The sequence below is a fragment of the Crossiella cryophila genome (assembly GCF_014204915.1).
GTDB classification, from domain to species: domain Bacteria; phylum Actinomycetota; class Actinomycetes; order Mycobacteriales; family Pseudonocardiaceae; genus Crossiella; species Crossiella cryophila.
This window is the reverse complement of the sequence record NZ_JACHMH010000001.1, coordinates 1760961-1781385: the sequence shown is the minus strand read 5'-3', so window position 1 is coordinate 1781385 and position 20425 is coordinate 1760961. Positions and strand designations below refer to the sequence as shown.

18 protein-coding genes are annotated in these 20425 nt (G+C 71.0%); 11 read left to right on the top strand and 7 right to left on the bottom strand.

What is annotated here, in order from left to right; genetic code table 11:
* Nucleotides 1-5 precede the first annotated feature (5 nt).
* The 9 genes from HNR67_RS08390 to HNR67_RS46140 all read left to right on the top strand — a co-directional run bounded on the left by HNR67_RS08390 (nt 6) and on the right by HNR67_RS46140 (nt 10164).
* A complete protein-coding gene (locus tag HNR67_RS08390; RefSeq protein ID WP_221489812.1) occupies nt 6-623 on the top strand; it encodes a TetR/AcrR family transcriptional regulator in 618 nt (205 codons plus the stop codon).
* Nucleotides 620-2209: a glycerol-3-phosphate dehydrogenase/oxidase gene (locus HNR67_RS08385; RefSeq protein ID WP_425554137.1), complete on the top strand. Its 1590-nt coding sequence runs from the start codon at nt 620-622 to the stop codon at nt 2207-2209. Before HNR67_RS08390 ends, HNR67_RS08385 begins: the two co-directional genes overlap by 4 nt.
* A 222-nt stretch (nt 2210-2431) precedes the next feature.
* Complete coding sequence (locus tag HNR67_RS08380; protein ID WP_185001504.1) at nt 2432-2752, top strand: acyl carrier protein; 321 nt, start codon at nt 2432-2434, stop codon at nt 2750-2752.
* The gene (locus HNR67_RS08375) at nt 2749-3513 is read left to right on the top strand and encodes an alpha/beta fold hydrolase (protein ID WP_185001503.1); all 765 of its coding nucleotides are present in this window, start codon (nt 2749-2751) and stop codon (nt 3511-3513) included. The genes HNR67_RS08380 and HNR67_RS08375 overlap by 4 nt, the downstream gene beginning before the upstream one ends.
* Complete coding sequence (locus HNR67_RS08370) at nt 3510-4685, top strand: glycosyltransferase (protein ID WP_185001502.1); 1176 nt, start codon at nt 3510-3512, stop codon at nt 4683-4685. Before HNR67_RS08375 ends, HNR67_RS08370 begins: the two co-directional genes overlap by 4 nt.
* The gene (locus HNR67_RS08365) at nt 4682-6490 is read left to right on the top strand and encodes a class I SAM-dependent methyltransferase (RefSeq protein WP_185001501.1); all 1809 of its coding nucleotides are present in this window, start codon (nt 4682-4684) and stop codon (nt 6488-6490) included. The genes HNR67_RS08370 and HNR67_RS08365 overlap by 4 nt, the downstream gene beginning before the upstream one ends.
* A gap of 136 nt (nt 6491-6626) precedes the next feature.
* Complete coding sequence (locus HNR67_RS08360) at nt 6627-7538, top strand: ABC transporter ATP-binding protein (RefSeq protein WP_312986778.1); 912 nt, start codon at nt 6627-6629, stop codon at nt 7536-7538.
* On the top strand, nt 7535-8743 hold the full coding sequence (locus HNR67_RS08355) for an ABC transporter permease (RefSeq protein WP_185001500.1): 1209 nt from the start codon (nt 7535-7537) through the stop codon (nt 8741-8743). The genes HNR67_RS08360 and HNR67_RS08355 overlap by 4 nt, the downstream gene beginning before the upstream one ends.
* Nucleotides 8744-9039: 296 nt before the next feature.
* A complete protein-coding gene (locus HNR67_RS46140) occupies nt 9040-10164 on the top strand; it encodes an alpha/beta fold hydrolase (protein WP_312986776.1) in 1125 nt (374 codons plus the stop codon).
* Here HNR67_RS46140 and HNR67_RS08345 read toward each other — a convergent pair.
* The 5 genes from HNR67_RS08345 to HNR67_RS08325 form a co-directional block, all read right to left on the bottom strand.
* Entirely contained in the window at nt 10161-11495 is a 1335-nt protein-coding gene (locus HNR67_RS08345) for a cryptochrome/photolyase family protein (RefSeq protein WP_185001499.1), read from the bottom strand. The genes HNR67_RS46140 and HNR67_RS08345 overlap by 4 nt on opposite strands.
* Before the next feature lie 81 nt (nt 11496-11576).
* Nucleotides 11577-12899: a citrate synthase gene (locus HNR67_RS08340; RefSeq protein ID WP_185001498.1), complete on the bottom strand. Its 1323-nt coding sequence runs from the start codon at nt 12897-12899 to the stop codon at nt 11577-11579.
* A gap of 485 nt (nt 12900-13384) precedes the next feature.
* On the bottom strand, nt 13385-14320 hold the full coding sequence (locus HNR67_RS08335) for a carbohydrate kinase family protein (RefSeq protein WP_185001497.1): 936 nt from the start codon (nt 14318-14320) through the stop codon (nt 13385-13387).
* The gene (locus HNR67_RS08330) at nt 14317-15537 is read right to left on the bottom strand and encodes an amidohydrolase (RefSeq protein WP_185001496.1); all 1221 of its coding nucleotides are present in this window, start codon (nt 15535-15537) and stop codon (nt 14317-14319) included. Before HNR67_RS08330 ends, HNR67_RS08335 begins: the two co-directional genes overlap by 4 nt.
* Before the next feature lie 54 nt (nt 15538-15591).
* Nucleotides 15592-16458: a class I SAM-dependent methyltransferase gene (locus HNR67_RS08325; protein WP_185001495.1), complete on the bottom strand. Its 867-nt coding sequence runs from the start codon at nt 16456-16458 to the stop codon at nt 15592-15594.
* 95 nt (nt 16459-16553) lie between these two features.
* Here HNR67_RS08325 and HNR67_RS08320 point away from each other — a divergent pair, with 95 nt between their 5' ends.
* Nucleotides 16554-17366: an alpha/beta fold hydrolase gene (locus tag HNR67_RS08320; protein ID WP_185001494.1), complete on the top strand. Its 813-nt coding sequence runs from the start codon at nt 16554-16556 to the stop codon at nt 17364-17366.
* On the opposite strand, the gene HNR67_RS08315 is transcribed toward HNR67_RS08320, so the two are convergent.
* Nucleotides 17350-18255, bottom strand: coding sequence for an aldose 1-epimerase family protein (locus HNR67_RS08315; RefSeq protein ID WP_185001493.1), 906 nt, complete (start codon nt 18253-18255; stop codon nt 17350-17352). The two genes, HNR67_RS08320 and HNR67_RS08315, sit on opposite strands and share 17 nt — an antisense overlap.
* A 22-nt stretch (nt 18256-18277) precedes the next feature.
* Entirely contained in the window at nt 18278-19669 is a 1392-nt protein-coding gene (locus HNR67_RS08310; protein WP_185001492.1) for an APC family permease, read from the bottom strand.
* 111 nt (nt 19670-19780) lie between these two features.
* On the opposite strand from HNR67_RS08310, the gene HNR67_RS08305 reads away from it, so the two are divergent.
* Nucleotides 19781-20425 carry a hypothetical protein gene (locus HNR67_RS08305; protein ID WP_185001491.1) on the top strand — a complete coding sequence of 215 codons (645 nt, stop codon included), beginning with the start codon at nt 19781-19783 and terminating at the stop codon, nt 20423-20425.

Here is a 20425-nt window from a genome sequence, read left to right as displayed (position 1 = left end):
GACACATGGGGTCCGAGTGTCACACCTCCGAAGCACCACCGGTGGTCCGCGGCCAGCGGGTGGATGACGAGGTCCTGCTCGCCGCGGCCAAGGACTGCGTGCTGGCCGTCGGCGTGCGCCGCACCACGCTGACCGAGGTCGCCCGGCGGGCCAGGGTGAGCCGGATGACCCTGTACCGGCGCTTCCCCGACGTCACCAGCCTGGTCGCCGCACTGCTCACCCGCGAGTTCCGCGGCCTGCTCAGCGCGGTCGCCGCCGAGGCGGCCACGGAACCGAACGCGCGGGCCCGGCTGGTCGCCGGGGCGGTGGCCGCCGGGCACGCGGTCGCGGTGAACCCGCTGATGCGCACCATCCTGGAGGTCGACCCCGAACTGCTGCTGCCCTACCTGGTGCAACGGGTGGGCAGCACCCAGCGGCTGGCCGAACAGTTCCTGCGCGAACAGGTCCTCGCTGGGCACGCGGACGGCTCGGTGCGGCCCGGCGACGTGGCCGCGCAGTGCAGGCTGCTGTTCCTGATGGTGCAGTCGGTGGTGTTCTCGCTGCGGCTGGCCGTGGCCGAACCGGATGAGACCGGGCTGCTGGCCGAGCTGCGACACGGCCTGGACGCGGTGCTGCGCCCATGACCGTGCCCACGCTGCCCACCGGGTCCCTGCGCGCGACCTCGCTCAACGCCACCCGCCGGGCCGCTGACCTGGCCTGGCTCACTGCCGGAGGCCAGGTCGACCTGCTGGTGGTCGGCGGCGGCGTCACCGGCGCCGGGGTCGCCCTGGACGCGGCCGCCCGCGGCCTGTCCGTGGCCCTGGTCGAGGCCCAGGACCTGGCGTTTGGCACCTCCCGGTTCTCCAGCAAGCTGGTGCACGGCGGCCTGCGCTACCTGGCCAAGGGCGATGTGGCCCTGGCCAGGGAGAGCGCGGTCGAACGCGGCCTGCTGATGACCCGCACCGCCCCGCACCTGGTGCGCACCCTGCCCCAGCTCATCCCACTGCACCGCAGCGCCCGCGGCGCCGGGGTCAGCCGCGGCAACGAGACCGTGCTGATGACCGGCCTGCGCGCGGGCGACCTGCTGCGCCGCACCGCGGGCACCCCCGGCGCCCTGCTGCCGCCACCCCGCCGGGTCCCGGCCGCGGAGGCGCTGGCGCTGGCAGGCGGCCTGCGGGTGAGCGGACTGCGGGGCGGACTGCTCTCCTACGACGGCCAGCTGGTCGACGACGTGCGCCTGGTGGTCGCGCTGGCCCGCACCGCGGCCGGATTCGGCGCCCGGATCATCACCAGGGCCAGGGCCCTGCACCTGGACGGCTCCGGCGGCGAGATCGTGGACGGGCTCACCGGCGCGAGGGTCACCATCCGGGCCAAGGCCGTCGTCAACGCCACCGGCGTGTGGGCCGACCGCCTCGTGCCAGGGGTCCGGCTGCGGCCCTCCAGGGGCTCCCACCTGGTGCTGGACGCGGGCACGGTGGGCATCGGCGGCACCTCGCTGACCGTGCCGGTGCCCGGCGAGCGCAACCGGTTCGCGCTGCTGCTGCCCCAGCTCGACGGCCGGGTCTACCTCGGCCTGACCGACGAACCCATGGACGGCCCGGTCCCCGACGTGCCCGAGGTCCCGCAGGCCGACGTGGACTTCCTGCTCGACGTGGCCAACACCGTGCTGGCCCGGCGGCTCGGCCCGGCCGACGTGCTCGGCGCGTTCGCCGGTCTGCGCCCCTTGATCGATCTTCCGGGTACTCGTGGCCGCACCGCGGACCTCTCCCGCAAACACGCCGTGCTCACCTCGCCGGACGGGGTTACCACGGTGGTGGGCGGCAAACTCACCACCTACCGGAAAATGGCCGCGGACGCGGTGGACGCCGCGATCGCCCGCCGCGGCCTGGCCGCGGGCCCCTCGCGCAGCACCCAGGTCCCGCTGGTCGGCGCCGCGCCTGCCGAATATCTGTCCACAATGGAGGCTGCGCCGCGGCTGGTTGCCCGCTATGGCGCGGAAGCCGTGCGACTGTCCGCATTGGCCCAGCTCGACCCCAGGCTGGGCGCCGAGGTCGCCGACGGACTCGGGGTCACCGCGGCCGAGGTGGTGTGGGCGGTGCGGCACGAGGGCGCGCTGGACGCCGACGACGTGCTGGACCGGCGCAGCCGGATCGGCCTGGTGCCCGCGGATCGGTTGCGGGCCTTGGACTCCGTCACCGAGCTGGTGCGCAGGGCGCACGAGGGTCTCTGACGACACAGCGTAGCCGCCGCCGGTAAATTGCTTGCGGCGTCATTCAAACGGGTTGTCTTGGCGGCGTTTTCGCCGCAACGACAAGCAATTCCGGCTTGAATCCTGTCACCTTGGGGAAAGCACCGCCCTGGACCCTCCACAAAGGACGGCCCCCTGCGGCCCACGTCCGCGGTGTCCCGTCATCACCGGTGTTCGCAGCCACCGTGACAGGAGTGAAACGCGATGAGTTACGCAGATCTGGCGCCCGCGGTGGAGCAGCAGGTGCTCGCCACGGTGACCGAGCTGCTCACGGCCGTGATCGGCCAGGAGTACGCGCAGAGCATCGACATCACCATGGACACCTCGTTCAACGAGGACCTGGAACTGGAGAGCATCGAGTTCGTCGCGCTCTCGGCCAAGCTGCGCGAGCACTACGGCAGCAGGGTCAACTTCGCCGCCTTCCTGGCCGACAAGGACGTGGCCGAGACGGTCGGGCTGACCGTCGGCCACCTGGTCCGCTACCTCGCCGACTGCCTGGCAGGCGAGCGCGGAGCCGCCCCATGACCGAGGTCCGCGCCAACAACCTCACCTTCCACGTCCAGCCCCTGTCCACCCCGCAGACCAGCCCTGATGCCCCCCTGGTGGTCTTCCTGCACGGCCTGGTCGTGGACAACCTCTCCGGCCTCTACCTCACCCTGGCCACCCCCGCGGCCACCACCGGAACGCGCACCCTCTGCTACGACCTGCGCGGCCACGGCCGCAGCGAACGGCCGCCGACCGGCTACACCCTGGACGATTCGGTCACCGACCTGCACGCGCTGCTGGACGCCCTCGGCGAGCACCGCCCGGTCCGGCTGGTCGGCAACAGCTACGGCGGCCTGCTCGCGCTGGCCTTCGCCGCGCACTGCCCGGACCGGGTGGAGCGGATCATGCTGATCGAGTCGCTGGTGCCCACCCCCGGCTGGGGCGAGCGGATGGCCGACACCCTCACCGACGCCGCCGTCGGGGCCTTCGACCACAACTTCACGCACATGAGCGGCCGCAAGTGGGACCGGACGGTCAACCAGGTCGAACAGCTCATCGGGCACACCACCCTGGTCGCGGACATGGGCGAGCAGGAGCCGTTCAGCCCGGAGCGCTACGCCATGGTGAGCATGCCGGTGCTGGCCGTCTACGGGTCCGAGTCCGAGCTGCTGCCGGAGGTCAGCGTGTTGCAGAAGTACCTGCCGCAGCTGGAGCTGGAGATCCTGCCCGAGCAGTCGCACATGCTGCTGACCAGGGCGACCGGCCTGGTCAGGGAAGTGCTGGCCAGGTGGTTGCGGTGAGCAGGGTGCTGTTCGTGGTGCCGCCGCTGGCCGGGCACACCCTGCCGACGGTGGCGCTGGGCCACGAGCTGGCCGGGCGCGGGCACGAGGTCGCCTGGGTCGGGCACCGCGAGGTGATCGCCCCGCTGCTGCCCGACCCGGACCGGCTCATCCCGGTGCAGCGCGGGCCGGATGACTGGCTGACCGAGGTGGTCGCCCGCTCGCACGGCTTACGCGGACCGGCCGCCTTCCAGTTCCTCTGGCGGGACTTCCTGATCCCGCTGGCCGAGTCCAGCCTGCCAGGGGTGGCCGAGGCGGTCGGCCGGTTCGGGCCCGACCTGCTGGTGGTGGACCAGCAGGCGCTGGCCGGTGGCGTGGTCGCCAGGCAGCACGGGCTGCCCTGGGTCACCTCGGCCACCACCTCGGCCGAACTGACCGACCCGTTCGTCACCGTGCCCAAGTTCGGCGCCTGGGTACGCGAGCAGCTGGACGGGCTGCAACGCGCGCACCGGGTGCCGCTGGCCGTGGCCGAACGTGGCGACCTGCGCTTCTCCGAGTACCTGGTGCTCGCCTACACCACCCGCTGCCTGGTCGGCTCGCAGCGGGAGTTCCCCGATCACTACGCCTTCGTCGGCCCCTCGCTCGGCGCCAGGGCCGCCACCGTGGACTACCCGTGGCACTGGCTGGACGGGCGGCGGCAGCACCTGCTGGTCACCCTGGGCACGGTGGACCGGGAGAACGGGGCCCGCTTCCTCAACGCGGTGCTCGCCGCGGTCGAGCCGCTGGGCTCCCGGCTCCAGGTCACCATCGCCGCGCCACCCAAGTTGTTTGGAGAACTTCCGGCCCATGTGCTGGTGCGGGAGTTCGTGCCCCAACTGGAGGTGTTGGCCAGGACCGACGCGGTGGTATGCCATGGCGGGCACAACACGGTGTGCGAGTCACTCGCACATGGCCTGCCACTGGTGGTCGCACCGATCCGCGACGACCAGCCGACCATCGCCAACCAGGTGGTGGAAGCGGGGGCGGGGCGCCGGGTGCGGTTCGGCCGGGTCGGACCGGCCGAGCTGCGGGAGTCGATCCTGGATGTGCTGACCTTCCCTGGGTACCGAGCGGCGGCCGAACGTATCCGGGCGTCCTTCGCCGACGCCGGTGGCACCGCGGCGGCGGCCGACCAGGTGGAGATGCTGACATGAGTTCGATGTTGGGCTGGCTGCCGGTGATCACGATGATCGCCTTGGTGCTCAACGGTTTCCGGTTGCGCGGGCAGCTCGGCTGGCTGCCCGTGCTCGATGATGAGGAACCCGGTCCGCACGGCCGCTTCCAGTTCGTGCTCGCCAAGGGCGCCGAACTGCCGGAGCGGACCATGGCCGCGGCCGAGGACTGGGCGCGCAGGCAGGGGCTGGCCGTGCTGGACCTGATCCCGCGCGGTCTCGGCGTGACCAGGGCGCTGGACCTGGCCCGCGCGGGGCTGGGCAAGGACTTCCTGGCCAACCGGCTGGCCAGTGCGGGCGGGGCCGGGCACGCGCTGCTGGTCGCGCCGAGGGTGGCCGAACGCGAGGAACTGATCGCGGACCCGGACACCGTGACCACCGCCGGACTCACCACCAGACTGAAGCGATTGGCCTGCACCGCAACGGATTTCGCGGTCGCCCCCGGACTCGGCGCGCTCACCGAGTCCCCGGCCCAGCGTGCCGGGCGGCTGCGCGCCGAACGCGGGCTGTTCCGCGCCGTGCTGCCGCCGCTGGTCTGCTACGCCGCGCTGCTCACCTCCGTTGTCGCGCAACCGATCCTGGGCCTTGGCGCGCTCGCGCTGTTCAGCCTGCAGCCCTACCTGGTCTTCGCGAGCAGCCCGGTCCGCCCGGCCGACCTGCACCGCCAGGTCGCGTTGCGGCTGGTGCTGGATCCGGCGAACTGGGCCCGCACACTGGCCGCGCTGTGGCGCACCAGGACCCGCGGCGACCGGGTGGCCGAACTGCGCGCTGCCTACGCCGCCGAACTCGCGCAGGGCACCGACCGCTTCTTCGAGTCCCGCCGCCCGGACTGCCCGTGGTGCGGTTCGGCGGCGCTGTCCCCGCACGTGCGCTGCGCCGACCTGGTGCTGAACAAGCCAGGCCGGTTCACCCTGGAACGCTGCGCAGGCTGCGGGCACGTGTTCCAGAACCCCCGGCTCAACCTGGCCGGACTCGACTTCTACTACCGCGACTGTTACGACGGCGAGGGCGCGCGCACCGCGGAGACCGCGTTCTCCGCCGGCCCCGCGGTGTACCGGCGGCGGGCCGAGATGGTGGCCCCGTTCACCACCCCGAAGACCTGGCTGGACGTGGGCGGCGGGCACGGCCACTTCGCCAACCTGGCCCGCGAGGTCTGGCCGGAGACCGCCTTCGACGGCCTGGACCTGGGCGCAGGCATCGAGGAGGCGGCCCGGCGCGGCTGGGTGGACCGCGGTTACCGCGGCCAGTTCCCGGAGCTGGCCGCCGAACTCGCCGGTCGCTACGACGTGCTCAGCATGTTCCACTACCTGGAGCACACCAGGGAGCCCTTCGAGGAGCTGGACGCGGCGGCGAAGGTGTTGTCCGCAGGGGGTTTCCTGCTCATCGAGGTGCCCAACCCGGCCTCGGGCTACGGGCGGCTGCTGCGCACCTACTGGATGCCCTGGTTCCCGCCGCAGCACCAGCACATGATCCCCAGGGACAACCTGGTGCGCGCGCTGACCGAACGCGGTTTCGCCGTGGTGGCCCAGGACCGCGGCCGCGCGGACCAGTCGATGGACCTCACCATGGCCCTCGCGCTGGGCCTGAACCGGCTGGCCCGCAACCCGAACCAGCCCTGGCGGCCGGTGCCTGCCACCTGGTGGCGGCGGGCCCGGTACCGGACGATCATGCTGGCGGGCGCGCCGCTGCTGGTGCTGAGCTGGCTGACCGACAAGCTGGCGCACCAGGTGATCAAGCGCGGCAACGGCGGCAACGCCTACCGGGTGCTCGCGCAACGCGCGGGTTAGCCGCTGCGGTTCTGGGCGCTGGGTGTCAGGCTGCTCACGACGGCCCGGAATCAGCTCGATTATCGGCTGGCTGGGAGATAGTGGACACCGGCACCCGCGTCCTGGGCGCGAAGTGGACAACCGAGAGGAAAACGCCGTGGCTGAGGCAGTGCTGGAGATCGATCGGGTCTCCAAGCGCTATGGCGAAGTGGTCGCCCTGCGGGAGATGACCTTCTCGATCGGGGCCGGCGAGCTGTTCGGCTTCGTCGGCAGCAACGGCGCGGGCAAGACCACCACCATGCGCATCGCGCTGGGTGTGCTGGCCGCCGACTCCGGCGAAGTGCGCTGGAACGGGCGCCCGGTGGACTTCGAGACCCGCCGCAACATCGGCTACATGCCGGAGGAACGCGGCCTGTACCCGAAGATGAAGGTGCTTGAGCAGCTGGTCTACCTGGCCGAACTGCACGGGCTCTCCAGCAAGGGCGCGCGCAAGGCCGCCGAGGAGTGGACCGAACGACTTGGCCTGGCCCCGCGCCGGGACGAGGAGGTCCAGAAGCTCAGCCTTGGCAACCAGCAGCGGGTGCAGCTGGCCGCGGCGCTGGTGCACGATCCCGAGGTGCTGGTGCTGGACGAGCCGTTCTCCGGGCTGGACCCGGTGGCGGTGGACGTGATGAGCCAGGTGCTGCGGGAGAAGTGCGCGGCCGGGGTGCCGGTGATGTTCTCCAGTCACCAGCTCGACCTGGTTGAGCGGCTCTGCGACCGGGTCGGGATCATCCGAAGTGGACAGATGGTGGTCAACGGCAAGGTGTCCGAGCTGCGCACCGGCGGCAGCGACCGCTACCTGCTCGACCTGCCCTACGCGCCGGCGGACTGGGCGCGTGAGCTGCCAGGGGTCACCGAGCTGAGCGTGGACGGGTCCCGGTTCCTGATCGAGCTGGCGCCGGGCACGGACAGCCAGACCGTGCTGGCCGCGGCGGTACGCACCGGCGAGGTGCGCGAGTTCAGCCCGCACCGGCCCACGCTGACCGAACTGTTCCGCAACGTCGTCACCGAGGGAACCCCGGCATGAGCAGCAGCCCCCTGACCCCGGCCCGCGCGGTGTGGCTGGTGGCCCGCCGCGAGCTGAACACCCGGGTGCGCTCCAAGTCCTTCGTGATCAGCACCCTGGTGATCATCGCGCTGATCGGCGCCTACGTCGGCCTCATCTACTTCATCAGCCAGTCCAACTCCAAGAGCACGGTCGGCCTGACCGGTCAGGCCAGCGCGGTGGCTGAGCAGCTCAAGGCCACCGCCAAGGGCTTCGGCGAGCAGGTGGACACCGTCGAGGTGCCCGATGCCGCCGACGGCGAGAAGCAGCTCAAGGACGGCGCGATCGACGTGCTGGTCAGCGGTGCGCCGGGCTCGCTGCGGGTGCTGGTGAAGAACAGCCTCAACGACGCGGTGCGCGGCAGCCTGGACGAGGTGGTCCGGCAGCAGGCCCTGGACGCCCAGCTGGCCCAGGCGCAGACCGGGCTTGACCCGGCGCAGGTGCGCCGGACGCTGGCCGAGGCCAGGGTGCAGGTGGACAAGATCGAGCCGGAGGATCCGGAACGCGGGCAGCGGCTGGGCATCGCGATCGGCCTCACCGCACTGCTCTACATGTCGCTGATGATCTTCGGCATGGCGGTGGCGCAGGGCGTGGTGGAGGAGAAGTCCAGCCGGGTGGTGGAACTGCTGCTCTCCACGGTGCGGCCGTGGCAGTTGCTGGCAGGCAAGGTCGCCGGGATCGGGCTGGCCGGGCTGTTGCAGATGAGTGTGATCACCGCGGTGGCGCTGACCGCGGCCACCAGCACCGACCAGCTCACCCTGCCCGGCGGGCAGATCACCGGCACCCTGGTGACCGGGGTGCTGTGGTACCTGGCCGGGTTCTTCACCTTCGGCACCCTCTTCGCCGCCTCGGCCGCGCTGGTCGCCCGGCAGGAGGAGGTCGGTTCGGTGGTGCAGCCGGTGATGATGGCCGCGGTGCTGCCAGCGGTGCTCACCTTCCTGATGCTGCCGCGCAGCCCGGACAGCACGCTGCTCCAGGTGTTGTCCATGATCCCGCCGTTCGCGCCGATCATCATGCCCGCGCGGATCGCGATGGATGTGGCCGCGGGCTGGGAGATCGCGGTGTCAGTGGTGCTCACCGTGGCCGGACTGTTCGCCTTCATCCGGCTGGCCGGACGGATCTACTCCAGCGCGGTGCTGCGCACCGGCGGCCGCGTCAAGCTGCGCGACGCACTCAAGTCCGCCTGAAGACCGTGTTGGCCGTTCTCGTACGGTGTGTTGGCCGTTGTGGACGGTGTCTTGGCCGGATGGCGTACCAGTTCGGCCAACACTGTGTACGACAACGGCCAACACGCCGGCGGGGCCTGGGCTGGGCTGGCGGTTGTGTAAGGACATTGCCAGGGACTGGTCGCCGGAGGATCTGCGCACCGAGTGCGCGATGGTGACCGTGCCGGTGGACTACGCGCGGCCGGGCGGGCGCAGCATCGGTATCGCGGTCTCTCGGGTGCGGGCCCACCGATCCGGCTCGCCGGCGGGGTGTGGTGGTGTTCAACCCCGGTGGTCCGGGGCATGCCGGGATCACCCAGCCGGGGAAGATCAGCGAGAGCAGGGCGGCCGGGATCGGGCGGGAGCACGACCTGATCGGCTTCGACCCGCGCGGCGTGCAGTACAGCGCGGATGTGCCCTGCCCGCACGAACCCGGTGACACCGCCGAACCGCCGCCGTCCTTGTCCGACAAGGAGAAGGCCTGGTTCGTCTTCGAGCGTGCTGCCAGGGTGAACCGGCGGTGCGTCGGGCTGGACACCGAGTTCGTGCGCAACCTGACCACCGAGAACATCGCCAGGGACGTGGACCGGATCCGGATCGCGCTGGGCGAGCGGAAGATCGGCTTCTACGGGGTGTCCTGGGGCACCGCGCTGGGCGCTAGTTACCGCAGCCAGTTCGACCGGCAGGTGGACCGGATGCTGCTGGACTCGGTGATGACGCCGGACCTGAGTCTGTCCACAATGGACGACGGGCAGGTGGCGGCCGGTGAGCGGTCCGTGCACGACTTCGCCGCCTGGCTGGCCCAGCGCGACCGCGAGTACCACTTCGGCCGCACCCAGGCCGCGGTGCTGGCGGCGCTGAAGCAGTTGCGGGACAAGCACGGCGAGCAGGCGCAACAGCACCTGGCCGGGCCGCGCTGGGACTGGCCGAGCGCGGCCAAGGCACTGGCCGCGCTGCGCGACGGCGGTGGCGGCGCGGAGCGCTCCGGCTGGGACACCACGCCCACCGGCGGCAACTCCTTCCAGCAGACCGCGGTGCTGTGCAACTCCTCGACCAGCGCCCGCGACTTCGAGACGATCTACCGGCTGCGCCAGGAACGGATCCAGAAGTACCCGCTGCTGGGCTCCCCCGGCTTCTGGGACGGCACCTGCGCGGGCTGGGAGCTGCCGGTGCGGCCCTGGGAGTTCAGGCCGGGGACCAGTCCGCTGCAGCTGGTCGGGCACCGGTTCGAGCCGGTCACCCCGTACGAGTGGACCGGGCTGATGCGGGAGCGGATCGGCGGCACGGTGCTCACCGTCGAGGACGACCACCACGGTTCGCTGTCCGGACTGCCCTGCGCGCGCGAGGCGGTGGAGTTCTTCCGCACCGGCCGCGCTAGTTCGGGCTCCTGCCCCGGCGCCTAGTCCCGGGTGGCCGCGTACCGGGCCAGCGCGACCTCGCGTTCCTCGGCGTGGTCCACGATCGGCGCCGGGTAGCCGGGCACCTCGCCCGGCTTGTGCACCCGTTTCCCCGGCACACCACGGAGTTCGGGCACGTACCGGCGCACGTAGTCCCCTGCCGGGTCGAAACGTTCGCCCTGGGTGACCGGGTTGAACACCCGGAAGTACGGGGCCGCGTCGGTGCCGCAGCCCGCGGTCCACTGCCAGCCGTGCTGGTTGGAGGCCAGGTCGCCGTCCACCAGGTGCCGCATGAAGTGCCTGGCCCCGCGCCACCACGGCTGGTGCAGGTCCTTGACCAGGAAGCTGGCGGTGATCATGCGGACCCGGTTGTGCATCCAGCCCTCGGCCAGCAGCTGGCGCATGCCGGCGTCCACGATCGGGAAGCCGGTCCGGCCCAGCCGCCAGGCGGTGAACAGCTCCTCGTCGGTGTTGTGCTCGATCCGGTCGAAGCGGCGGTCGTAGTTGCCGCGGGCGGTGTCCGGGCGGTGCCAGAGCACATCGGCGTAGAACTCCCGCCAGGCCAGCTCACTGCGGTAGGTCTCCGCGCCCTCGCCCTCCCGCCCGGCCAGTTCGGCGAGCAGCGTGCGCGGGTGCAGCTGCCCCCAGCGCAGGTAGGGCGAGATCCGGCTGGTGCCGTCCACATCGGGCCGGTCCCGCCGTTCCGCGTACCTGGTCACCCGTTCGTCCACAAAGGACTCCCAGGCGGCCAGCGCGGCCCGTTCGCCCGCCTCGGGCAACACGATCCCACCGAGGTCCTCCTCCGCGGGAATCGGCACGCCACCCGCCTGCGCAATCCAGTCCACTGTGGACGAATCGGTGTCCGCGGGCGCCCGCCAGCCGTGGGTGGCCCAGGCGCGGCGGAACGGGGTGAAGACCTTGAACGGGGTGCCGTCGCCCTTGCGCACCCTGCCGGGCGTGACCGCGTACGGCGAACCGGTCTGGACGAACTCGATCCCCTTGTCCGCCAAGGCTTCCGCCACCCGCTCGTCCCTGGCCCTGCCGTACGGACCGGTGTCGGCGGACACGTGCACGCTGCCCGCGCCGACCGCCGCCGCGATCTTCGGGATCTCCGCCGCCGGATCGCCGCGCAGCACCAGCAGGCGGCCGTCGAGCTGCTCCTCCAGCGCGCGCAGGCTCCGGTAGAGGAAACTCCGGCGCACCGGCCCTGACGGGCGGAGCAGGGCGTCGTCGAGCACGAACACCGCGAGCACGGCAGGCGAGCGGCCCGCCGCGGCCAGCAGGGCGGCGTGGTCGCCGAGTCGCAGGTCCCGCCGGAACCAGAGCACAGCCGTCATGCCGGGAAGGTACCCACAGCAAACAGCCCCGGCACATCCGCAGGGGATGCGAACCGGGGCCGCTTCTGTGGTGTCAGGCGATCAGCGGGCGGTGATCGGCGCGTAGTCGCGTTCGGCGGCGCCGATGTAGACCTGGCGCGGACGACCGATCTTGCGAGCGGGGTCCTTGATCATTTCCTGCCACTGCGCGATCCACCCTGGCAGCCTGCCCAGCGCGAACAGCACGGTGAACATGCGGGTCGGGAAGCCCATGGCCTTGTAGATCAGGCCGGTGTAGAAGTCGACGTTCGGGTACAGCTTGCGCTCGACGAAGTAGTCGTCGCTGAGCGCGTACTCCTCCAGCTTGAGCGCGATGTCCAGCAGCGGGTCCTGCACACCCAGCTTGCCCAGCACGTCGTCAGCGGTCTTCTTGATGATCGCCGCGCGCGGGTCGTAGTTCTTGTAGACCCGGTGGCCGAAGCCCATCAGGCGGACGCCGTCCTCCTTGTTCTTGACCTTCTTCACGAACGAGTCGACGTCACCCCCGTCCGCGTGGATCTTGTTCAGCATCTCCAGCACGGCCTGGTTGGCGCCGCCGTGCAGCGGGCCGAACAGCGCGTTGATGCCCGCCGAGACGCTGGCGAACAGGTTGGCCTCCGAGGAGCCCACCAGCCGCACGGTCGCGGTGGAGCAGTTCTGCTCGTGGTCGGCGTGCAGGATGAGCAGCAGGTCGAGGGCGCGGGCCAGCGCCGGGTCGACCTCGTAGGGCTCCGCGGGCAGCCCGAAGGTCATCCGCAGGAAGTTCTCCACCAGGCCGAGGGAGTTGTCCGGGTAGAGGAAGGGCTGGCCGACCGACTTCTTGTAGGCGTACGCCGCGATGGTCGGCAGCTTGGCCAGCAGCCGGATCGTGGTGATGTCCACCTGCTCGTCGTCGAACGGGTTCAGGCTGTCCTGGTAGAAGGTGGACAGCGCGGATACCGCGGAGGACAGCACCGGCATCGGGTGCGCGTCACGCGGGAAGCCGTCGAAGAACCGCTTCAGGTCCTCGTGCAGCAGGGTGTGCCTGCTGATCTTGCCGGTGAACTCGTCGAGCTGCGCCTGGGTGGGCAGTTCGCCGTAGATCAGCAGGTAGCTGACCTCGACGAAGCTCGAGCGCGCTGCGAGCTGCTCGATCGGGTAACCGCGGTAGCGCAGGATGCCCGCGTCACCGTCGATGTAGGTGATCTCCGAGGCACAGGAGGCGGTGTTCACGAAACCGGGGTCGAGGGTGACCATCCCGGTCGTGGAGAGCAGCTTGCCAAGCTCGAAGCCGGGCGCTCCGTCGGTGGCCGAGACCACCGGCATCGGATGCTCCCCGCCCTCATAACGTAGCGCGACGTTGGCTGGTTTCACCGTCGAATCTGGCGCGGTCGTCGCGTCGGGCATGCGAGTCCCTCTCACGCTAAGGCGAGGCGCTTCACGCGCGCGGGGTGGGTTTGCCACCACCCGCAGCAACCGCCTCGTTGGGGTCCTGTCAGTGGTCACGCTAGTGGGCGTTACATCCCAGCGCAGCCGCGTGAGTGGCCTTGCGGCACATCTGGGACAGGTATCACATAACGCCCGTCCGGTTACCTGAGTGGAACCGGTGGGGTCCAACCTAGGGAATCCGATCGATCAAGACCAGATCCCCGCAGGCCAGCGGGGTACGTGACGCTCACTACAGTGCCAGATGCATCGATCAAGATCGCAATCGGGTAGTGGAGTACCCACTAGTAACCGGGGTCACTCAGTGGACTGGACCAGTTGGCCGCGCAACGCAGTTCGGCTACCCACGGTGATTCTTGATCGGCCTTGATCCAGCACGGGGAAATATCGGTCCGGTGTGCCGGAACACACCGGAATCCGATATTTTCCAGCCGAAATCCGACCTATTAGCGAGCCTGGAGTTCGGCCGCATACGGCGGCTCGGCCCCGGCCCGCGAACAGGTCAGCGCGGCGGCCCGCCCGGCGAATTCCAGCGCCTGCCGCCACTGCTGCCCGGTCAGCGCGAGCAGCGCCTGCCGGGACAGCGCGCCCTGCTGGGACAGCCAGCCCAGGGTGGCCGCGTGCACGGTGTCGCCCGCGCCGATGGTGTCCACCACGTCCACCGCGGTCGCCGCCGCGTGCGCGGTCAGGCCCTCGGCGGTGCGCACGGTCAGGCCCTCGCCGCCGCTGGTGAGCACGACCGCGGCCGGTCCGGCGGTGAGCCAGTCCGCGACCGCGGCCTGCGGGTCGCCGTCGGCCAGCCAGGCGGCGTCCTCCACGGACAGCTTGAGCAGGGTGACGTGCGGCAGCCAGCTCCGGAACCGGGCCCGGTAGGCCTCGGCGTCCGGGATGAGTCCGGACCGGATGTTGGGGTCCAGCGAGACGAACAGGCCGCGCCCGGCCTCCCGCCGCATCATCTGCTCGTACACGCTCGCGCCGGGCTCCAGCACCAGCGAGAGGGTGCCAAGGGCCAGTGCGGTGGCCCTGGAGTCCAGCGGACCGGGGTCGGTGACCAGGCGGTCCGCGGTGCCCTCGGTGTGGAAGGAGTAGCGGGCCGAGCCGTCCGCGGCCAGGCCGACCACGGCCAGCGTGGTGGGCTCCGCGCCGCGCTGCACGCCGCCGACGTCCACGCCCGCGGTGACCAGCCGGTCCAGCAGCGCGTCGCCGAACTGGTCGGTGGACAGGCGGGAGACGAACCCGGTCGGCACGTCCAGCCTGCCCAGCGCCACCGCCACGTTGTACGGCCCGCCGCCAAGGCGCGGCAGCAGCGGCCCCAGCTCACCGTCCATTGTGGACGGGTCGGGGACCAGGTCGACCAGTGCCTCGCCGCCGACGATGATCACGAACTGGCTCCTCGCTGGTAGGGGCTGAGCACGACGCCCTCGCCGCGGTGCTCGTCGAAGGTGTAGACCTCGCGGCCGTCCACGAAGACCCGCAGCGCGCGGCTCATCACGTCCAGCGGGTCGCCGGACCAGAGCACCACGTCGGCGTCCGCGCCGGGCTTGAGCGAGCCGATCCGGTCCTGCAGGCCGAGCATCCTGGCCGGGTTGACCGTGATGGAGCGCAGCGCGGTGCGCGCGTCCAGGCCCTCCTTGACCGCCAGGGTGGCCTGGTGCACCAGGAAGTGGATGGGCACCACCGGGTGGTCGGTGGTCAGCGCGATCTGCACACCCGCCTTGGCCAGCAGGCCGGGGTTGCGCAGGGAGCGCTGGCGCAGCTCCACCTTGGACCTGGCGGTGAACAGCGGGCCGATGACCACCGGGATGTCCCGGTCGACCAGCAGGTCGGCGATCAGGTGCGCCTCGGTGCCGTGGTGGACGATGAGCCGGTAGCCGAACTCCTCGGCCAGCCGCAGCGCGGTGGCGATGTCGTCGGCGCGGTGGCTGTGCTGGGCCCAGGGCAGTTCCCGGTCGAGCACCCTGACCAGGATCTCCAGCGTGGGGTCCCGGTCGAACGGCTTGTGCTCGGCGGCGGCGTGCTCGCGCCTGGCCTTGTAGTCCTGGGCCTTGACGAAGGTGTCGCGGATGACCGCGGCCACGCCCATCCTGGTCGAGGGCAGCTTCTTCTGGTCGCCGTAGACCCGCTTGGGGTTCTCACCCAGCGCGCTCTTCACACTGGCCGGGTTGACCACGACCATCTCGTCCACGGTCCGGCCCCAGCACTTGAGCGCCACGGTCTGGCCGCCGATCGGGTTGCCGGAGCCGGGTTTCACCACCGCGGTGGTGACCCCGCCGGAGAGCGCGTCGGCGAAACCGGTGTCGGCCGGGTTGATCGCGTCGATCGCACGCAGCCGGGCGCCGTTGGGGTCGGTCATCTCGTTGGTGTCCTGGCCGGCCCAGCCCTCGGCCTCCTCGTGGATGCCGACGTGCGCGTGGCCCTCGACGAACCCGGGCAGCACCCAGGTGCCTGCCGCGTCCACGACCTGCGCGTCCTCTGGCACCTCCACGGCGTCCTGGGTGCCGACCGCGACGATCCTGCCGCCGCTGATCAGCACCGTTCCGCCGTCGATCGGCTCGCCCTCGACGGGCACCACATATCCACCGGTGATCGCGATGTCCACGGCGGGAACGCTAACGGAGTATGCGGCTGGGCCGAAGGGTCTTGTCCGGTTCGGTCAGGTGATCCGGTCACCCGGTGAGGTCGGTTCGGGCACGTGCGGTTCCAGGTCGAACAGGCTCACCTGGTAGCCGCGGGCCCGGCTGCGCAGCGCGGCCCGCACCACGCCGAGGGTGGCGCGGGTCTGCGGCGGCAGCGAGCGGGCCAGCCGTTTGGGCAGCTGGAGCAGGGTGCGGGACTCGCGGTGGGCCAGGCCAAGGCCCCAGCCGGCGATCTCGGCCGGGTCGTCGCAGCCCCAGCGGAAGCTGGCGGCCACGGTCTTCTCGAACACCGGCGCGTCCTGGTTGTCCACCAGCCAGCGTCCCGCGGTGTCGAAGGCCAGGCCCGCGCCGGGGAAGTGCCGGGACAGCCCGGCCAGCGCGAGCCGGACCTGGGCCGGCGGGAAGTACAGCAGCACGCCCTCGGCCACGAAGAAGTACGGTCCGGGCAGCTCGCGGACGGCATCCGGCCAGTCCTCAGCCAGCACCGAGGCGCCGAGCAGCTTGCGCCGGTCGCATTCGGTGAAGAACCGGCGGCGCAGCGCCATCGCGTCCGGCAGGTCCAGGTCGACCCAGTGCACCCGCCCGTTGTCCAGCCGCTCGAACCGGGTGTTCAGCCCGGCGCCGATCTCGATCACGGTGCCGCCGGGGTGCGCGTCGATGAACTCGCGCACCCACTCGTCCAGGATCAGCGTGCGCAGCACCGAGCCGAGCAGCATCGGCGAGCGGCCGAAACGGGTGAAGTCGTAGTCGATCCGGGCCACCATCCGGGCCGCGGTCTCATCGCGCAGCAGGCCCCGTTTCTTGCCGGTCTCGACCGCGCGGGCGTACAGGGTGGCGAGCAGGGTTTCCTGGACATCGCCCAGCTGCACCTGGATTTGGGCCATTCGGGTAGTGAAACAGCGGCCGGGCGGGGCGGCCAACGGGACGGGCGGCGTGTTGCCGGGGTTCATCCGCTCGTGCCATGGCACCCTGCGCGGCGATGACCGAGCACCCGCGTACCCGCGATGGCCGTCTGCTGCACCGGATCCGCCGCGGTGCGGGCGAACCGGTGGTGGTCTTCGAGTCCGGCATCGGCGCCAACCGCGGCAGCTGGACCCTGGTGGAACCACTGGTGCGGGCGGCCACCCTGGTCTACGACCGGGCCGGACTGGGCCGCAGCGACCCCGATCCGGGCGGGCGCACGGTGGCCAGGATGACCGCCGATCTGCTCGATCTCCTTGCCGCCGAAGGGATCCAGCGCGCGGTGCTGGTCGGGCACAGCCTGGGCGGGGTGGTCGTCCGGCACCTCGCGCACCTGCGGCCGGACCTGGTCGCCGGACTGGTGCTGGTGGACCAGGTGCAGGAGGAACTGCCGCACTACCACCAGGATCGGCATTTCCGGCTGGTCAGCCTGGGCTACCGGGCCGGCGCGCTACTGGCCCGCACCGGCCTGCTGACGGCGTTGCTGGCCGGGCGGCTGCACCGGGATTTCCCGCCGGAGGCGGCCAGGGAGATCACCGCCGAGGAGCTGAGCCCCGGTTTCCTGCGCACCGCGGCCACCGAGGTGCGCGCGCTGCCCGGCGGCCTGGCCGAACTGCCACCGCTGAGTCCGCCGCAGGTGCCGACCACGGTGATCTCGGCAGGCCGCACGGGGCCGGTGGAGAAGAAGCTGCGGCCGCTGCTGATCAGCGCGCACCGGGACTTCGCCGCCGGACTCCCGCACGGCAGGCACGTCCTCGCCGAGGAGTCCGACCACCTGGTCCCGGTGCAGCAACCCGGGCTGGTGGCCGCGGAGATCAACCGACTGCTCTGATCCCCCAGCTCGCCGACCAGGTCTGTCCCGGTTCGAGGGTGATCAGGTCCAGGCCGTTGTTCAGCGCGTCCGGCGGGCAGGTCATCGGCTCGATGGCCACCGCGCGGCCGCGGCCGGGGAACCCGTCGGGGGTGTAGACCTGCACCCAGGAGAACACCGGGTCCGCCCACAGCTCCACGCCGCCGTCCTGGCCACGCAGCAGGTGGTGCACCAGGCCGTCCTCGGCCGGCAGGCAGCCGCCGAAGGCGGTGTCCAGCTCGACGCCCCGCAGTGGGCGGGCGGTGCGGAAGTCCAGGTCGGTCCCCGCGATCGGGGCCGGTGCGCTGGTAGGGATCTTGCGTTCGGGGTCGAGTTCGACCGCGGTGGTGGCGGCCAGTTCCAGGGTGCAGTCGTCGGTGGCGGCCGCGCCCGCCCTCGGGTACGGGTGCGCGCCCACGCCGAACGGGATCTCCCGGTGACCGCGGTTGGCCACGGTGTGCGTGACGGTCAGGCCCTCGGCGTGCACCCGGTAGGTCACCGTGGTGCGCAGCCGGACCGGCCAGCCGGGCTGCACGTTGACGTCCGCGCCCAGGGTGATCTCCGCGGCGGAACGGGACTCCGGCTGCCAGGAGGTGTAGCGCACCAGGCCGTGACTGGCGTTGCCGCGGGCCGGTTCGGTCAGCGCGAGCTGCTGGGTCTCGCCCGCGTAGGTCCAGCGGCCGCCGCCCACCCGGTTGGGCCATGGCACCAGGACCGCGCCGCAGCCCATCGGCGGGGTGTGCTCATCGGGATAGGTTTCCAGGTAGGGCAGGCCGCCGATCTCCAGGATCCGCGGCGCCGCCCCCACCTCGTTGATCACCGCCCGGACCGGGCCGTCGGTGATCTCGAACTGCTCGCCATTCACCGTCACGGCGAGCAGTCAAACACGCTGCCTAGTTCTTGCCGAGGTTGGCGGCGTCGAACTCGATCTTGCCGTTGGTCCGGCGGACGAAGAACCAGTTGACGAACCACAGCAACAGGCCGATACCGAGCAGGATGCCGGCCAGCTTGTAGTCGTCCCACGGTCGCCCGGAGAACGGCAGCGCCAGGTAGGCGCAGGTCACCGCACCCAGGATGGGCACGACGGTGGGCGCCCTGAAGTGCTTGTGCGCCGCCTTCTCCTTGCGCAGCACCAGGCAGGCGATGTTGACCACGGTGAACACGATCAGCAGCAGCAACGCGGTGGTGCCGCCCAGGATGCTGATGTCCAGGGTGGACACCAGGATCACCGCGATGATGCTGGTGAACAGGATCGCGATCCACGGGGTGCGCCGGGTCTGGTGCACCTTGCCGAAGGGCAGCGGGATGATCCGCTCGTTGGCCATGCCGTAGACGAGCCTGCTGGCCATCAGCATGTTGATCAGCGCCGAGTTGGCCACCGCGAACATGCCGATGAAGGCGAACAGCGCCAGCGGGAAGGCCGGGGCGCCGATCTGGACCACCTTCAGCAGTGCGCTGCTCTTGGCCGCGGCCAGGTCACCGGCCGGCACCAGCAGCGAGGAGGTGATCGCGACCAGCAGGTAGACCGAGCCCGCGATGCCCATGCCCATCAGCATCGAGCGCGGGAAGATCCGCACCGGGTCCTTGCACTCCTCGGCCATGTTCACCGAGTCCTCGAACCCGACCATGGCGAAGAAGGCCAGCGAGGTGGCCGAGGTGATCGCGATCAGCGTGCTCTGGTCGGCGGTGTTGAACTCGAGCAGCCGGGACGGCTCGCCCATGCCGTTGGACACCGCGTAGACGCCGATGCCGATCACGATCAGCAGGCCGCCCAGCTCGACGATGGTCAGCGCCACGTTGGCCTTGACCGACTCGCCGACGCCGCGGAAGTTGATGAAGGCGAGCAGCGCGAGGAACCCGATGGCCACCCACGGGCCCGGGGTCTCCACGAACGCCTTGAGGTAGGTGCCGCCGAAGGCCACCGCCGCCGAGGAGGCCGAGGTGATGCCGGAGCACATCACCGCGAAGGCCACCATGAAGGTCAGGAACGGCATCCGGAACGCGCGGTTGGTGTACAGCGCGGCGCCCGCGGCCTTCGGGTACTTGCCGACCAGTTCCAGGTAACTGAACGCGGTCAGGAAGGCCACCACGAAGGCCAGCAGGAAGGGCACCCACAGCGCCCCGCCGACCTTGCCTGCCACCGTCCCGGTCAGCGCGTACACACCGGTGCCGAGGATGTCGCCGATCACGAAGAACAGCAGCAGCTTCGACCCGATGGCCCGCTTCAGCTCGGGCTGACCGGCGTTCGTGTCGGGAGCCCCCTGGGCTTTCGCTTCGCTCGCCATAAGCAAAAAGTGTGCCTGGTCACAGCGAGTGCCGGGAGCCACCCGACCGTGTTTCGAACTAGGTACACCAAATCGTCACCCTGCTGGGCCGAATGTGCTGAACTACCGGACATGGGCAAGCGCGCAGTCCTGGTCTCCGCCACGCTGGCCACCCTCGCGGTGGCCTCGGCCTGCACCTCGCCGCCGGAGCCGGCGGTGGGCTCGCCAGCGCCCGCGCTGGAGCGGGACGCGATCGCCTACGACAACCTGGACTTCCGGAAGAGCCGCCCGCCGGTCTTCGACAACACCTGCAAGACGCTGCCGCAGAACATCACCACCCTGCTCGGGCTGACCACCGCGCCCAGGACCGGCTTCGGCAACTCCGCCTGCATCGGCAAGGAGGAGTGGGGCGAGTACTCCATCGCCCAGTACAAGCAGAGCGACCGCAAGTCCGAGGAGAAGTTCTTCTCCGACGTGTGGACCGGCGACGACGCCACCGGCCGGTACTTCGAGCGGCTGATCCTGGCCGAGCGCTACTACGCGGTGCAGACCCTTGGCTATGACAACGCCAGCTGCGACCTGGTGGTGGACACCGGCTCGTCCACCCCGTTCAAGGTCACCATCTACGTCCCGGACAAGGACGCCGAGGTGCAGCGCAAGCTGGATGAGAAGTTCGACCCGGTCACCAGCCGGGACCGGCTCTGCCCGCGCGCCCGCGAGTTCGCCACCAAGGTGCTGGCCGCCATCGATCCCGATGGCGGCAGCCGCAAGAGCTGA

Coding starts and splice junctions, on each gene's coding strand:
- HNR67_RS08385 (WP_425554137.1), top strand. CDS start 620: ATGACCGTGCCCACGCTGCCCACCGGGTCCCTGCGCGCGACCTCGCTC.
- HNR67_RS08325 (WP_185001495.1), bottom strand. CDS start 16,458: ATGGCCCAAATCCAGGTGCAGCTGGGCGATGTCCAGGAAACCCTGCTC.
- HNR67_RS08380 (WP_185001504.1), top strand. CDS start 2,432: ATGAGTTACGCAGATCTGGCGCCCGCGGTGGAGCAGCAGGTGCTCGCC.
- HNR67_RS08365 (WP_185001501.1), top strand. CDS start 4,682: ATGAGTTCGATGTTGGGCTGGCTGCCGGTGATCACGATGATCGCCTTG.
- HNR67_RS08320 (WP_185001494.1), top strand. CDS start 16,554: ATGACCGAGCACCCGCGTACCCGCGATGGCCGTCTGCTGCACCGGATC.
- HNR67_RS08340 (WP_185001498.1), bottom strand. CDS start 12,899: ATGCCCGACGCGACGACCGCGCCAGATTCGACGGTGAAACCAGCCAAC.
- HNR67_RS08310 (WP_185001492.1), bottom strand. CDS start 19,669: ATGGCGAGCGAAGCGAAAGCCCAGGGGGCTCCCGACACGAACGCCGGT.
- HNR67_RS08375 (WP_185001503.1), top strand. CDS start 2,749: ATGACCGAGGTCCGCGCCAACAACCTCACCTTCCACGTCCAGCCCCTG.
- HNR67_RS08390 (WP_221489812.1), top strand. CDS start 6: ATGGGGTCCGAGTGTCACACCTCCGAAGCACCACCGGTGGTCCGCGGC.
- HNR67_RS08345 (WP_185001499.1), bottom strand. CDS start 11,495: ATGACGGCTGTGCTCTGGTTCCGGCGGGACCTGCGACTCGGCGACCAC.
- HNR67_RS08305 (WP_185001491.1), top strand. CDS start 19,781: ATGGGCAAGCGCGCAGTCCTGGTCTCCGCCACGCTGGCCACCCTCGCG.
- HNR67_RS08355 (WP_185001500.1), top strand. CDS start 7,535: ATGAGCAGCAGCCCCCTGACCCCGGCCCGCGCGGTGTGGCTGGTGGCC.